Here is a 14,358-nt window from a genome sequence, read left to right on the forward strand (position 1 = left end):
AACAAGTCCACAAGACGAATGGGGTCGCCAGCGATGAGTACAGAGGGACTCTCGATTCCAGGCATCTCGATCGCCGGCTCGGGGCCATCGGCCGCCGAGCGGGTGCGCAAGCGCGGGCTGAGCCTGTTCGGCTCGGTGCCCCGGCCCGCTGTGGTCACGTTCGCCATCGAGGCGGCCGCGGTCATCCTGGCCGTGCTCGACGTCTGGCTGGTGATCCCCGAGAAGGCCCAGCCCTACTCGATCTGGCTGTCCGGCGCCGCGTGCCTCGCGGTGGTGTTCCGCCGGAAGTTCCCGTTCCTCGCCGTGCTCGTCGCGGTCCCCGGCTTCCTGGCCGGCTGGGCGCAGCTCGCGTCGATGATCACGCTCGGCATGCTCGCCACCCGCCGCCAGTTGCACTGGCAGGTCTGGGTCGGCGCGGCGCTGGTGTGGTGCTGCCGGTTCGTGCAGTGGCCGTTGGAGGACTTCGCCGAGCTCAGCTGGCGCGAGCACATCCTCGACGGCATCTACGGCGTGCTCGTCGCGGGCATGCCGATCGCGATCGGCCTGCTCATCGGAGCGCGGGCCGAGGTGTCGAACAAGCTCGCCGAGCTGGCCACGAGCCGCGACCGCGAGCGCCGCTTCCACGCCGACGCCGTCCGCGCCGAGGAGCGCGCCCGGCTGGCGCGCGAGATGCACGACGTCGTCTCGCACCAGATCACGCTGATCGCGATGCAGGCCGGCGCGCTGCAGGCCCAGACCACCGACAACCACGCGCAGGAGACCGCCCAGGTCATCCGCACGCTTTCGAAGCGGACCCTCGAAGAGCTGCGTTCGCTGCTGAGCGTGCTGCGCGCGGGCGCCGACGACGACGGCCCGCGCCCCGGGATCAACGACCTCGACCGGCTGATCCGCACGTCGGAGGTCCCGGTGCACCTGTCGGTGGAGCACCTGCCGGAGGCCCTGCCGAACCAGGTGTCGGCGGCGGCGTACCGGACGGTGCAGGAGTGCTTGACGAACGTCCACAAGCACGCCCCGGGCGCGACGGCGACGATCCGCATCCAGGGTGAGCACGGGGCACTCAAGATCGAGGTCCGCAACGAGCGCGCGAACCGGCCGTCGGAGATGTTGCCTTCGGGTGGGCACGGGTTGACGGGGTTGGCCGAGCGGGCTCGCTTGCTCGGTGGGAGCTTCGAGACGTCCGGGATGGAGGACGGCGGCTTCCGGGTGCGGGCCCGGTATCCGCTGGATCGCTGAGGGCGCCGTCCGGCCCCCGGTATCCATTTTACCGGCGGGGGCTGACGATTTCGGATTCGCAGGAGCCGCGAGCGGCGGATTCCGGGCTGTGACGGCCGGAATCCGCCGCTCGCGGCTTTCTCGTCCGGGAACTGTCGGTGTTCACCCGTAGCGTGGAAAACGGGGGCTGCTCAGCCGCGGGAAGGTGCGCGCCCGCTGGAAAGGCCTGCGCGCACGGTCGGCTCGCGTACCTCAGAGGGTCGGCTCGCGTACTCAGAGGGTCGGCTCACGTAGCCGGAGGGTCGGACAGCGTGCCCGGAGGGTCGGACAGCGTGCCCGGAGGGTCGGCTCGCACATCCCGAGGTCGGAGGCGTACCTCGGGCGCCGACTCACGTACCCAGAAGGTCGGACAGCGTGCCCCGAGAGTCGGCTCGCGTACCCAGAGGGTCGACTTGCGTACCTGGGCGGTCGGCTCGCGTATCCGAAGGGTCGGCACGCGTGACTGAAGGGTCGGCACGCGTGATTGAGAGGTCGACTCGCGTGATTGGAGGGTCGACACGGGCTCGTGGTGGGTCTTGGGCGCGCGAGTCGGGCGCCGGAAAGCGCGAAAAGCCACCCCGAGGTGTCCCGGGGTGGCTCTCGGCCGACAACGCTTAGATGATCTCCCGGCGCTGGCGCAGGCGCTCGAGGGCTTCGGCCAGGATGGCCTCGCCGTCGGCGTCGCTGCGTCGCTCCTTCACGTACGCCAGGTGAGTCTTGTACGGCTCGGTCCGTGGTGCGGCTGGTGGGTTCTTTTCGTCCTGCCCGCCCGGGAGCCCGCAGCGGGGGCAGTCCCACTCGTCGGGGATCTCCGCGTCGAGCGCGAACGACGGGCGGGCTTCGTGCCCGTTGGCGCACCAGTAGCCGACCCGGCGCCGTGGCGCCGATTCACCTCGTTCCGATTCGCCCGTAGGACCGGCACCCACCCGGGTGCCTCGAATCGCGTTACCGCCAACCATGAATCCTCACACCTAGGAATCGGCGGCGCGCCCCCCAATAGGCACGCCGAATCGCTGCGCCCTGCCGTCGTGACCCGGTCGCGATCGACGGTGGGGCGCCGGACGCCTCACACCTTGAGCAGCAGACCCAGGCCCACGATGCTGATCAGCCAAACCGCGCCCAGCAGCAGGGTGATGCGGTCGAGGTTCTTCTCGGCCACGCTCGACCCGGCCAGGCTCGACTGCATCCCGCCGCCGAACAGCGACGACAGGCCACCGCCCCGGCCCCGGTGCAGCAGCACCGCGACCACCAGGAAGACGCTGGTGACGATCAACAGGATTTGCAGGAACAGCTTCATGTCATCCCTTGGGCTCTAGGTGAATGCAGGGGTACGGCATGGTCGTTTCCAACCGACACCGTACCCCTGGACTCGTCCACTGCTGTGTGACGGACCGGATACACAGGCTACCCGGTCGTGGCCCCGATCAGGGCAGCGGCCCGCCCGCGGCGAGTGCGCAGAGTTTCGTGAACTCTTCACCGTCGAGGCTCGCTCCGCCGACCAGGGCACCGTCGATGTTCTCGCAGCCCACCAGTTCGCCGATGTTGCCCGACTTCACCGATCCCCCATAGAGCACCCGGACGGACGAAGCGATCTCGTCGCCGTACTTCTCCTGGAGGGTGGCGCGGATGGCCTTGCAGACCTGTTCGGCGTCGGCCGAGGAGGCGACCTTGCCGGTGCCGATCGCCCAGACCGGCTCGTACGCGACGACCACGTCCTTGACCTGCTCGGCCTTGAGGCCCTTCAGGCCGTCGACCAGCTGCGTCGTGGTGTGGTGGATGTGCTCGCCGGCCTCGCGGACCTCGAGCTTCTCCCCGATGCAGAGGATCGGCGTGATGCCGTGCTTGAGCGCGGCCTTGACCTTCTTGTTGACCAGCTCGTCGGTCTCGGCGTGGTACTCGCGCCGCTCCGAGTGCCCGACGGTGACGAACTTGCAGCCCAGCTTCGCCAGCATCAGGCCCGAGATGTCGCCGGTGTAGGCGCCGGAGTCCTGCGGCGCGATGTCCTGGGCGCCGTAGGTGAGCGACAGCTTGTCGCCGTCGACCAGGGTCTGCACGCTGCGGATGTCGGTGAACGGCGGCAGCACCGCCACGTCGACCTTCGCGTAGTACTTCTCCGGCAGCGCGAAGGCGATCTTCTGGACGAGCGCGATCGCCTCGAGGTGGTTCTGGTTCATCTTCCAGTTGCCGGCGATGAACGGCTTGCGTGCCACTAGTTCTTCTCCTCCAGGGCGACGACGCCCGGCAGTTCCTTGCCTTCGAGGTACTCGAGCGAGGCCCCGCCTCCGGTGGAGATGTGCGAAAAGCCGTCCTCGGGCAGGCCGAGCTGCCGCACCGCGGCGGCCGAGTCGCCGCCGCCGACCACGGTGAACGCGTCGCTCTTGACCAGGGCTTCGGCGACGGCACGGGTGCCGCCGGAGAACGCCTCGAACTCGAACACGCCCATCGGGCCGTTCCAGAACACGGTCTTGGCGTCGGCCAGCTTGCCGGCGAACAGCTCCCGGCTCTTCGGGCCGATGTCGAGGCCCTGGCGGTCGGCCGGGATGGCGGTGGCATCGACGACCTCGTGCTCGGCGTCGGCCGAGAACTCCGTCGCGGCCAGCACGTCGACCGGCAGCACCAGTTCGACGCCGCGCTTCTCGGCCTCGGCGAGGAAGCCCTTCACCTGGTCGAGCTGGTCGGCCTGCAGCAGCGACTGGCCGACCTCGTGGCCCTGGGCCTTGAGGAACGTGTACGCCATGCCGCCGCCGACGAGCAGCCGGTCGACCTTGGTCAGCAGGTTCGCGATGACGCCGAGCTTGTCGGACACCTTCGCCCCGCCGAGCACGACCACGTAGGGCCGCTGGACGTCGTCGGTGAGCTTCTTCAGCACGTCGAGCTCGGCCAGCACCAGGCCGCCCGCGTACGCCGGGAGCACCGAAGCGACCTCGTAGACCGAGGCCTGCTTGCGGTGGACGACGCCGAAGCCGTCGGAGACGAACGCGCCGCCCGGGACGAGCGCACCCAGCTCGGCGGCCAGCTCGGAGCGGTCCACGGCATCCTTGCTGGTCTCGCGCGCGTCGAAGCGCACGTTCTCCAACAGCACGACGCCGCCGTCGGCCAGGCCGGCGGTCAGCGCCTTGGCGGACTCGCCGACCAGGTCACCGGCCAGCGCGACCTCGGCGCCGAGCAGCTCCGAGAGCCGCTTGGCCACCGGGGCCAGCGTGTACTTCGGGTCCGGCTCGCCCTTGGGGCGGCCGAGGTGCGCGGTGACGACGACCTTCGCGCCCGCGTCGGCGAGCTTCTTGATCGTCGGCAGCGCGGCGCGGACCCGGCCGTCGTCGGTGATGCGGTCCCCGTCGAGCGGGACGTTCAGGTCGCTGCGCACCAGCGCGTAGCGGCCCTGAACGCCTTCGCCCAGCAGGTCGTCGAGGTTCTTGACGGTCATCCGGCTCAGAGCTTCGAGCCGACGAGCTTGATCAGGTCCGCGAGGCGGTTGGAGTAGCCCCACTCGTTGTCGTACCAGCCGACGACCTTGACCTGGTTGCCGATGACCTTGGTCAGCGGCGAGTCGTAGATGCAGGACGCCGGGTCGGTGACGATGTCCGAGGACACGATCGGGTCGACCGAGTAGCGCAGGATGCCGGCGAGGGGGCCCTCGGCGGCGGCCTTGTAGGCGGCGTTGATCTCGTCGACGGTGGCGGCCTTCTTCAGGGTCACCGTGAGGTCGGTCGCCGAGCCTGTCGGCACCGGGACGCGCAGCGCGTAGCCGTCCAGCTTGCCCAGCAGCTCCGGCAGCACCAGGCCGATCGCCTTGGCGGCGCCGGTCGAGGCGGGCACCACGTTCAGCGCGGCGGCGCGGGCGCGGCGGAGGTCCTTGTGCGGGCCGTCCTGCAGGTTCTGGTCCTGCGTGTACGCGTGGATCGTGGTCATCAGGCCCTGCTCGATGCCGAAGGCGTCGTTGAGGACCTTGGCCAGCGGGCCGAGGCAGTTGGTGGTGCAGGAGGCGTTGGAGATGATGTTCTGCGAGCCGTCGTACTTCTCGTCGTTGACGCCGAGGACGACGGTCAGGTCCTCGCCCTTGGCGGGCGCGGAGATGATGACCTTCTTGGCACCGCCGGCGATGTGCGCCTTGGCGGCGTCGGCGTTGGTGAAGAAGCCGGTCGACTCGACGACGACGTCCACGCCCAGGTCGCCCCAGGGCAGGTTGGCCGGGTCGCGCTCGGCGAGGGCCTTGATGGTCTTGCCGTCGACGACGATGCCCTCGTCGCTGACGCTGACCTCACCCGGGAACCGGCCCAGGATGGAGTCGTACTTCAGCAGGTGGGCCATGGTCGCGACGTCGCCGAGGTCGTTGAACGCGACGACCTCGATGTCGTGGCCGCTCGCCTTGACGGCGCGGAAGAAGTTGCGGCCGATCCGGCCGAAGCCGTTGACACCTACGCGAACGGTCACTGCTGCCACTCCTCTGAGGATCGGCCGGGGCGTCCGGCCGTGACTTGCGGGCTCGCGGCAACCCTAGCGTGCGGGCATGCGCGTCCCTGACTGCCCTGACGAGACTTCCACCACTTGGCGAACGGGTCAAGAATCGATTAAGAAGCCGGGGCCGGAACCGGGGTCGCGTTCACGTGATCGACATGGGGACCACGGCGGACCGGCGAGGCCCGCGATCCTCCTGTTTCCGCTGGGAGTCGCGGGTACACCCGAGGTCCGCCCGACGGCGCCGGCAGACCACTGGAACGGTTCAGTGGATCTTCCGGAATCACGGCTCCCGCGGTGGTTTTCGAGGAGCCCGCGGGCGGTACGTGAGGTCGATGACTCGACCGATCCAGCGACCGGCTCACGCCGTCAGCTCCCGCTCCAGCGGCGTCCGGAACCGCGGCACCGCCCGGACCTCGCCGTACCACCCGGCGCAGCGGTCCGCCTCCGCCTCGACCAGGACCGATGCCTCGCTCCCGACGTCCTCCAGCAGCCGGAACGCGATCTCCCCCGACGCGCGCTGGGCCCAGCCGCCCACCACGCGGCCGTCCAGCCAGATCGTCGGGCCGACGTTGCCGCTGCGGTCGAACAGCGCCGGGCGGTGCGCGCCCAGGTACCAGTCGCGCTCCTGCCAGCCCATCGCCGTCGGGTCCAGTGCCGGCAGGAACGCCACCCACGGCGGTGACGGCGGCACCGGCTCGAGGTCGTCCGCCAGTAGCAGCCCCGGCACGCCGTCGAGGTCGACCTCCACCGGCTTCACCACCGCCAGAGCCTTCTTCGTCTGCCCGGCCGTCCAGCCCGTCCACCACCGCAGGTCGGACGCCGGCGCCGGGCCGTACGCGCGCAGCCAGCGCCGGGCCAGTTCCGCTCGCGCTTCCTCCGCGTCCCACGCCGGCAACCCGGGCACCCAGGAATCCAGCGGGTGCCAGACGTACTGGCTGCTGATCCAGCTCCCCCGCGGACGCCCCCGCGCGATCCGGCCGCCGGCCGCGAGCAGGAACAGCACCCGGCTGGTGACGTTCCCGATCGCCTCGTACGGCTTCCCCGCCGCCATCAGCAGCTGCTGGCGCAACCGAGGCTCGTCCTCGCTCAGCTGCTGCGCCGTCGCCGAACCGCGGGCCCGCAGCGCCGCCTCGACCGACGCTTCGACGTCGCGCAGCCACTTCGCCGGCTCCGGCACGTTCTCCGGGTGCCCCTGCTGCCCCAGGTGCTGCTCCAGGAGCTTCCGCTGCTTGACCTCGATGTCCGCGGAGCACCCGGCCTGCACGAGCGCCGCGGTGTCCAGCCCGGTGACGAACACCGTGCGGCGCATGCCGAGCAGCCGCAGCAGAGTGCGGTCTTCGTACAAAGCCTGTTCCACCGAAGCGATCGCCGGTGCGGCGAGCCGCGCGCACGCCGAGAGGTGGACGGTCGCCGGGTCGGTGGCGTGCAGGGCCACGACCCCGGCCACGGCGTCTTCCACCGTGGCCGCGGGCGCGGCCAGGTGGTGCCGGACGGCGAGGCGGGCCCGGCGCTGCTGGGTGCTGATCTTCGGAGGCACCCGCTGTTGATACCACCCGGCACCGACAAAAACGCCTGGTCGCCCGGCCGGGGGCCGTTTACGCTCGCGGAATGGTCTCCGGTGCGCACTTCGCGGCCTTCGCCGCACTGACGTTCCTCATGGTCGTCGTCCCCGGTCCGAGCGTGCTCTTCACCATCAGCCGCGCGCTCACGGTCGGGCGGCGCGACGCGCTGCTCACCGTCGTGGGCAACTCCGCGGGCGTCTACACGCAGGTCGTCGCGGTCGCGTTCGGCCTCGGCGTGCTCGTGACGACGTCGGCCGCGGTGTTCACCGCGATCAAGATCGCCGGCGCGCTCTACCTCGTGTACCTGGGCGTCCAGGCCCTGCGGCACCGGCGGAAGCTCTCCGACGCGATGGCCGCGAAGGTGCCCGCCGAGCCCGGCCGCGTCCTGACCGTGCTGCGCGACGGGTTCGTGGTGGGCTTCGCGAACCCGAAGTCGATCGTGTTCCTCGCGGCGCTGCTGCCCCAGTTCGTCGACCCGGCTGCCGGGTCCGTCGCGGTCCAGATGCTGCTGCTCGGCCTGTGCCTGCCGGCGATCGCGCTGGCCACCGACACCGCCTGGGCGCTGGTGGCGGGCACCGCCCGCGCGTGGTTCGCCCGCTCGCCGAAGCGCCTGGAAATGGTCGGCGGCACCGGCGGCCTCGTCATGATCGGCCTCGGCACCACCCTCGCCTTCACCGGCCGGGGTGACTGAGCACCAGGTCCAGCAGCCCCGGGAAGGCCGCGTCGAACTCCGGGCGCCGCAAGCGGTTCAGCCGCCGCGGGCCCGCGTCGCGCTGCTCGATCAGGCCCGCCGCGCGCAGCACCGAGAAGTGGTGGCTGAGCGTCGCCTTCGCGACCGGCAGGTCGAACGTGCCGCACGCCTTCGTCCACTCCGGGACCGCCGCGAGCTCACGCAGGATGTTGCGGCGCACGGGGTCGGCGACCGCGGCGAGGGCGTCCTGCAGGGACACCTCCGCCGGGACGCCGTGCGTGAGCCCGCGGGCCCGGGCCGTGGTCACCGCAGGGCCTCCGCCAGCGCCGGCCACCACTCGCGGGGAAGGTCACCGGCCGGGACGACGACCTGGTCCGCCCCCGCCGCCCGGTACTCGCGCAGGCGCGCCACGACCGCGTCGAGGTCGCCGCGCACGGTGAGCCCGTCGACGAGGGAGTCCGAGAGGTCCGCGATGTCCGCGTCGGTGAAGCCCATGCGGCGGAAGTTGTTCGCGTAGCCGGGCATCCCGGCCAGGAACCGCAGCGAACCCTCGCGGGACTTCTCCCGGGCGACACCGGCGTCGGACTCCGCGACGACGCTCAGCAGCACGACCAGCTGCTTGCCCGCGCCGAGGATCTCCCGGGCCGACGCGACGTAGTCCGTCGTCACGAGGAACGGGTAGGCACCGGACGCGCGGTCCCGCGACAGCTCCAGCATCTTCGGGCCGAGCGCCGAAAGGATGCGCTCGGACGCGGGGACGGTGTCGTCGAGCTCGTCGAGGTAGTCGTTCAGCGTGGCCAGCGGACGCGGGCCGTGGGCGCCGCCGAGGCCGACGACGAACCGCCCGGCCGGCAGGTCCGAGTACGCCCGCGCCACGTCGGCGGCGGGCACCCGGTCGACCGGCAGGATGCCGCTCGCCACCGGGATCGTCGCGGTCCCGTGGATCACGTCGGTGATCAGCGGCAGGTTGCTGCCCTGCCCGCCCGGCAGCCAGAGCGTGCCGTAGCCCAGCTCCTCCAGCTCGGCCGCGACCGTGACGGTCTCCGGTCCGGTCGTGCCCAATGTGGCGCCCAGCGCCCCCAGGTTCGTCATGCGCCGGGCAACCACGGAACCGCGGGAGATGTTCCCGTCATGCCGTCTGTTCGTCCTCAGCGGAATCCGGCTCGGCCGGCCGGCTGAACATCCGCGTCGCCGACAGCCGCGCGACGCCGTCCGGGTCGCCCAGGTCGTCCAGCGAGTTGCGGATCGTCGAGTCCACCGAGAGGTACTTGCGGCCGGCCCGCAGGTCGGCGTCGTTGCGCAGCCGCACGATCAGCGGGAACTCCGCCAGCGCGCCCGCGTCGAACAGGCCCGTCGTGTAGATGAGCTGCACGCCCAGCGCCTCGGCCACCGCCCGCTGCAGTTCCAGGAGGTACCCGGCGGACGCGCGGCCGATCGGGTTGTCCAGGAACAGCACGCCCGAGTGCCGGTTGCGGGCCTTGCCGCGGTTGTTGGCGCGCAGCGCGGCGAGGGTGCAGTACAGGATGATCGCGGCCGTCAGCTGCTGGCCGCCGGAGAAGACGTCGCGGATCTCCGAGACGCGCTGGCGTTCGGTCCGCAGCACCGAGTCCGGCTTGAGCATGTCGACGCGGAACCCCTTGGGCGCCGCGGCCCGGACTCCCCGCAGCACCAGGGAAAGCCCGTCGCGCTTGATGTCGCGGCCGTCCGCGGTCTTGCCCACGGCGGCCTCGTCGACGACCTCGCCGAGCTTCTCGGTGAGCGCGTTGTCCTCCAGCTCGGTGAAGCGGATGCGGAGGAACTCCTGCCCGGACCAGTCACCGAGGCCGTCGGGCAGCCGGGAGACGCGCTGGGCCGAGCGCAACGTCCGGAGCGCGCCGTCGACCATGCCCTGCAGGCGCGTGATGATGCCGCCGCGGTGGCGGTCGATCTGCGCGAGGTCGTCGGTGAGCGACCGCAGCCGCGGCCGCAGCGCCTCGGCCCACTCGGCGGCGTGCGCCGGGAGCTGGTCGCGCTTGACCGAGATGACCTGCTGGCGCACCGGCGTGCTCAGCTTCTCGAACCGCTTCTCCGTCGCGTACTGCGCGAGCTGGTCGGCCGCCGCGCGGACCCGGCGGTCACCGGCGTCGGCGGCTTCCTGGGCCTCGGTGAACGTGGAGTTCAGGCGGCCGTGCTGAGCGCGCGCGGTGTCGACATCGCCGTCGTAGGCCGCCGCGTCCGTGTCCGTGACCAGGTGCGCCATCGACTCGGCGAGCAGCGAGAACCCGGACGCCGAGTTCTTCGCGGATTCGAGCGTCGCTTCGGCCGCCGCCCGGCGTTCCTGCAGCTCTTCCCACTTCCGCGCGGCCGCCGAAGCCTCCAGCCCGGCCGCGTCGATCAGTTCGAGGCCGTGCTCGATGTCGCGCGGCTTCTCACCGTTGATGCCGTTCTGCAGCGGCAGCGCGTCCAGCTCGGCGCGCCGCGTCGAGACGAGCCCGATGGCTTCGGTGCGCTCGTCCTCCAGGCCGTCGACGACCCGGCGGGCGCGCGCCAACGCGGCCGCACGCGCGGAAGCGTCGGAACCGTCCGGCGTCTCCAGCAGTTCGGCGGCGCGGCCCCGGACGGCCTCGTCGAGGGACTCGACGGCCGACCCCGCGGCGGCTTCGGCGGACTCGGCCTGCTCCAGCTCGGCCCGCAGGTCGCTGCCGACTTCGACCTTCGCGTACGACTCGGACGCCGACAGGTAGGTCCGGCGCAGTGCGTCGACGGGCTCGGCCGGCACCGGGCCGTCGGCCGCTTCGGCCGCGCCCGGGACCTCGGCCAGCTCGGCGCGGGCGGTGGTCGCGGTGCGGCGGTGGCCGTCGGCGGTGCGCTGTTCCTCCCCCGCCTGCTCGCGCAGCCGCGCGGCCTTGCCCGCGGCGTCGGCGGCCTGCAGGTCGGCGCGTTCGGCGACCTCGGTGGCGCGCTCGACGTCTTCGGTCCACTCGGCGATCCGCGCGCTGCGGGCGCCCAGCTCGCCGAGCCGTCGTGCTTTCTCCTCGGCTTCGGTCGCGGCGGCGCGCAGTTCCGGGACGCGCTCGCGCAGCGACGCGGCTTTTTCGCTCAACCGCGCGAACTCCGCGTCGGCCTGCTCCAGTGCGGTGCGCGCGGTCTCGCGCGCGGTCCGGGCCGCCTGGGCCTGTTCGGCCAGGGTCGCGACGGCGCCGGGCGGGTAGTCCTCGCGCCAGGTGGTGAGCTTCCACGTCAAGGCGCCGTCCGCGGACAGCTTGGCGGACAAGGCTTCCAACCGTCGCTGCCGCTCGGTGTTCCGCCGCGCCACGGCTTCGCGCTCGGCGTCGGCGGCTTCTTCGTCGTACATCGCGGGGTTCGGCGGCACGAGGAACTCGACGCCGGGCGCGGCGGGCGCCTCGGCCAGCAGTGCTTCGGTGGTGCCGACGGCGATGGTCGCGGACGGCAGCAACCGCCGCTTCGTGAGCACTTCGCGGGCGCGGTCCACGTGCGTGACATCGTTCAGGAGCACGCCGGAGACCAGCTGCGGCAGGCTTTCCAGCACCTCGGCGCGACGACCGGCGTCCAGTTTGGACAGATACCGCCAGCCGGACCACGCGGTGATCCCGGCTTCTTCGAGCGCGTCCAGGGCGGCCTGGACGTCTTCGGGCGGCGGCAGCAGCCCGCCGGACCCGAGGGCGGCCAGCGCGCGTTCGTCGGCGGACTCCTCCATCCGCAGCGCGGTCTGCTCCTTCTCGACGGACGCGCTCGCTTCGCGCAGCCGTTCCAGCAGCACCGGCAGGTCGCTTTCGAGGGCGACGTCGTCGGCGCCGAGCAGCTCGACCAGGCGGCCCTCGGCGGCGAGCGCGTCGGTGCGGCGGTGGGCGCGGTCGAGGTCTTCGGTGGCGCGTTCGAAGCGGTCCTGGGTGGTGCCCGCCAGCTGGTGCGCCTCGTTCACGGCCCGTTGCGCCGCTTGGAGATCCGCTGCGACGCGGTCGAGTTCCTGCTCGCGCCGGGTCAGCTCGGCGGTGGCGGATTCGGCCGCGGCTCGCGAGGCCCGGGACGCCTCCGCGACGTCGGCGCCCGAGGGCAGCAGCCCGGCGCGGACGGCGTTCTGGACTTCTTCGCGCAGCTCGGTGATCCGCGTGGTCAGGCCACGGGCTTCGGCCCGCCGCCCGGCCGCGAGGTTGGCGGCCTCGTCGCGTTCGGTCTGGGCCTTTTCGGCCTCGGCCCGCAACGCACCCGCGTGCGCCTCGGCCTTGTCGGCCTGACGCTGGGCGTCCTGCGCCAGCGAATGCAGCCCGCGCGCCAGCGCCGCCGCCGCGTCGTTGCGCGCCTGCAGGGCGGGCCGCGCCTTCTCCTCGCGGCTGCCGACGAGCTCGCGCAGGTCCTTCGCCTTGCGGGCCGCGTTCAGCTGGTTGAGCACGGTCGCCGTCTCACGCCAGGCTTCGGCCGCGGTCTTGGCTTCGGCGAGTTCGGCGTCGACGCGTTTGCGGGCCTCCTGGGCCTCGTCCAGGCGCAGCACCGCGACGAGCCGGCGCAGCTCCGTGACGGCCGCGGCGAGCCGCCGGTGGTCGCCCTCGGCGAGCTTCTCCGCGGACTTGACCTCGGTGACGTGCTCCTCGAGCCCGGACAGCCGCGCGTTCTCCAGTTCATTGCGCGCGACGACGCGCCCGGCCAGCGCGGCCATGTCAGCTTTCGCTGATTCAGCGATCTTCCGCGACTCCGCGGCGACGCCTTCTTCGGCGGCCAGCGGCCCCAGCAGATCGAGGGCGCCGGCGACGAAATCGCGCTCGGACAGGAGATCCCCGCGCTGCGCCAGGTTGTGCGAGTACGTCGAGACGACCTCGGCGAGGTCCTTCGGCTCGTCCTCGGAGATCACCGCCTTCAGCAGGAAGTCGACGAACGCGTCGTCGGTGCCGAACGCGAACGCGTCCGCCGCTTCGCCTTCGCCGGCGTTCATCGCGCGCTGGTACCGGAACAGCTCGGTGTCGAGGCCGATGGTGTCGAGCCGGCCGGTCCACTCGTGGTGGCGCCGCGTCCAGGACAGTTCCAGCTCGGGCTCGGCCAGCTGGGCGGCGGCGAGCTTGTCGTGGAAGCCGGACATGGTGAGCAGCCGGCCGTCCTGGGTCATCGGCAGCGAATCGAGCCCCAGCGCGGCGGTCGGGCGGAAGCAGTACCAGGAGTCGGCGAGGTTCTCGGAGTCGGCGGACACGACGTGCCCGCGCCATTCGGAGACCTTGCCGGTGATGATCCGGTGCCCGCTCTCGACGTGCAGCCACTCCAGCACGACGTGCGAGACGTCCTTGGCGGCGACGAACTTCTCGAGCACCTTGGTGCTGGTGGTGCCGACGACCTGGCGGCGGCCGGGCAGCATCACCGAGAAGATCAGCTTGATGAGGACGGACTTGCCGCCGCCGTTCTCGAGGAACAGCACGCTCGCCGGGGACGGGCGGCGCAGCTCAGCGGGGCCGGTCGCGTGGATGCCGGCGCTGAACAGCGCGTCCTGCTGGGGCGCGGTGATCTTGGCGCCGACGCCGCTGAAGTCGAGCACGACGTCCTGGTAGCGGGCACCCGCCGGGCCCACCGAGTGCAGGCGGACCCGCGAAAGCTCGTACATCTACTCCCCTTTTACAGCGTGTCCGAAGCAGCAGCCCGCAGCGAACCGCCGTCGTTCGCGACGGCCACGACGTCGAGCGCGAGCAGGTCGTCGAAGGCGGCGTCGGCCGCGAGCTCGCGGACCTGGATCTGGTAGCGCGGCGTGGTCCGGTAGGTGCCGCCCTGTTCGTCGCTCACCGGGACCAGGAAGCCCTGGTCGGCGAGGAAGCGCAGGGCGCGGCTGACCATGCCGCGGGTGGTGTCGGCGGCGAGGCGGCCGTCCTTGGTGGCCGCGGCCGCGGGACGGCGGGCGTAGGCGCGCCAGGCTTGTTCGAGCTCGGGCGCGTCGGCCAGGGGGTCGTTGTTGGCCTCGGCCGCCGCGGCGCGTTCGTCGAGCATGCGGGCGGCTTCGCGGACCATCGCGTCGACCTGTTCGACGCTGACGCGGCCGATGTAGGTGTCGTTGGCGAGGTCGTCCGGGCGCGGGTAGCCCAGCGCCGCGGTGGCGAGGTGGATGAGGCCGTGCAGGACCTTCTCCGTCTCGCGGCGCTCGCGGATCTTGGCCTGCCGGGCGTAGGAGTCCATCTTGATCTCGAAGACGGACTCGTCGGTGGCCGCGAGCACCGCGCCGGCCTGCTGGTTGACCTCGAGGACCATCAGCCCGAGCCCGGCGGCGACGGCGTGGGTGAGCGCCTTGAACGCGTTGTCCTCGCCGTAGCGGCGCACGAGGTCGCCGTAGACGACGTCGCGGGCCGGCAGCTGCTTCGGCCGCATGCCGAAGGCGACCAGCCGGGCCGCGGCTTCGGCGTCCACGCTGCTGTGGGACAGCGCCAT

The 14,358-nt window shown here is 71.9% G+C and carries 12 protein-coding genes; 2 read left to right on the top strand and 10 right to left on the bottom strand.

Going from position 1 to position 14,358, the window contains the following annotated elements; genetic code table 11:
* Positions 1-33: 33 nt before the first annotated feature.
* Positions 34-1,233, top strand: coding sequence for a sensor histidine kinase (locus QQ657_RS38290; protein WP_284747228.1), 1,200 nt, complete (start codon positions 34-36; stop codon positions 1,231-1,233).
* Between the two features lie 632 nt (positions 1,234-1,865).
* Here the strand turns inward: QQ657_RS38290 and QQ657_RS38295 are convergent.
* From QQ657_RS38295 to QQ657_RS38320, 6 genes are all read right to left on the bottom strand, one after another.
* Positions 1,866-2,210: an RNA polymerase-binding protein RbpA gene (locus tag QQ657_RS38295; protein ID WP_086671261.1), complete on the bottom strand. Its 345-nt coding sequence runs from the start codon at positions 2,208-2,210 to the stop codon at positions 1,866-1,868.
* A 107-nt stretch (positions 2,211-2,317) separates the two neighbouring features.
* The gene (gene secG, locus QQ657_RS38300; RefSeq protein WP_086845181.1) at positions 2,318-2,548 is read right to left on the bottom strand and encodes a preprotein translocase subunit SecG; all 231 of its coding nucleotides are present in this window, start codon (positions 2,546-2,548) and stop codon (positions 2,318-2,320) included.
* A 127-nt stretch (positions 2,549-2,675) separates the two neighbouring features.
* Positions 2,676-3,461 carry a triose-phosphate isomerase gene (tpiA, locus tag QQ657_RS38305; RefSeq protein WP_284747229.1) on the bottom strand — a complete coding sequence of 262 codons (786 nt, stop codon included), beginning with the start codon at positions 3,459-3,461 and terminating at the stop codon, positions 2,676-2,678.
* The gene (locus tag QQ657_RS38310) at positions 3,461-4,675 is read right to left on the bottom strand and encodes a phosphoglycerate kinase (protein ID WP_284747230.1); all 1,215 of its coding nucleotides are present in this window, start codon (positions 4,673-4,675) and stop codon (positions 3,461-3,463) included. Before QQ657_RS38310 ends, tpiA begins: the two co-directional genes overlap by 1 nt.
* 5 nt (positions 4,676-4,680) lie before the next feature.
* Entirely contained in the window at positions 4,681-5,682 is a 1,002-nt protein-coding gene (gene gap, locus QQ657_RS38315; protein WP_284747231.1) for a type I glyceraldehyde-3-phosphate dehydrogenase, read from the bottom strand.
* Between the two features lie 385 nt (positions 5,683-6,067).
* Positions 6,068-7,246, bottom strand: a complete 1,179-nt coding sequence (locus QQ657_RS38320; protein WP_284747232.1) for a winged helix DNA-binding domain-containing protein — start codon at positions 7,244-7,246, stop codon at positions 6,068-6,070.
* Between the two features lie 71 nt (positions 7,247-7,317).
* On the opposite strand from QQ657_RS38320, the gene QQ657_RS38325 reads away from it, so the two are divergent.
* The gene (locus QQ657_RS38325; protein ID WP_284747233.1) at positions 7,318-7,962 is read left to right on the top strand and encodes a LysE family translocator; all 645 of its coding nucleotides are present in this window, start codon (positions 7,318-7,320) and stop codon (positions 7,960-7,962) included.
* Here the strand turns inward: QQ657_RS38325 and QQ657_RS38330 are convergent.
* The 4 genes from QQ657_RS38330 to QQ657_RS38345 are packed head-to-tail and all read right to left on the bottom strand — an operon-like array spanning position 7,943 to position 14,358.
* The gene (locus QQ657_RS38330; RefSeq protein ID WP_284747234.1) at positions 7,943-8,269 is read right to left on the bottom strand and encodes an ArsR/SmtB family transcription factor; all 327 of its coding nucleotides are present in this window, start codon (positions 8,267-8,269) and stop codon (positions 7,943-7,945) included. The genes QQ657_RS38325 and QQ657_RS38330 overlap by 20 nt on opposite strands.
* Positions 8,266-9,054, bottom strand: a complete 789-nt coding sequence (locus tag QQ657_RS38335) for a TIGR03620 family F420-dependent LLM class oxidoreductase (protein ID WP_284747235.1) — start codon at positions 9,052-9,054, stop codon at positions 8,266-8,268. The genes QQ657_RS38330 and QQ657_RS38335 overlap by 4 nt, the downstream gene beginning before the upstream one ends.
* Positions 9,055-9,091: 37 nt before the next feature.
* Complete coding sequence (locus QQ657_RS38340) at positions 9,092-13,546, bottom strand: coiled-coil domain-containing protein (protein ID WP_284747236.1); 4,455 nt, start codon at positions 13,544-13,546, stop codon at positions 9,092-9,094.
* Between the two features lie 11 nt (positions 13,547-13,557).
* Positions 13,558-14,358, bottom strand: a complete 801-nt coding sequence (locus QQ657_RS38345) for a hypothetical protein (protein ID WP_284747237.1) — start codon at positions 14,356-14,358, stop codon at positions 13,558-13,560.

This window comes from Amycolatopsis ponsaeliensis (assembly GCF_030182635.1).
Lineage (GTDB): Bacteria > Actinomycetota > Actinomycetes > Mycobacteriales > Pseudonocardiaceae > Amycolatopsis > Amycolatopsis ponsaeliensis.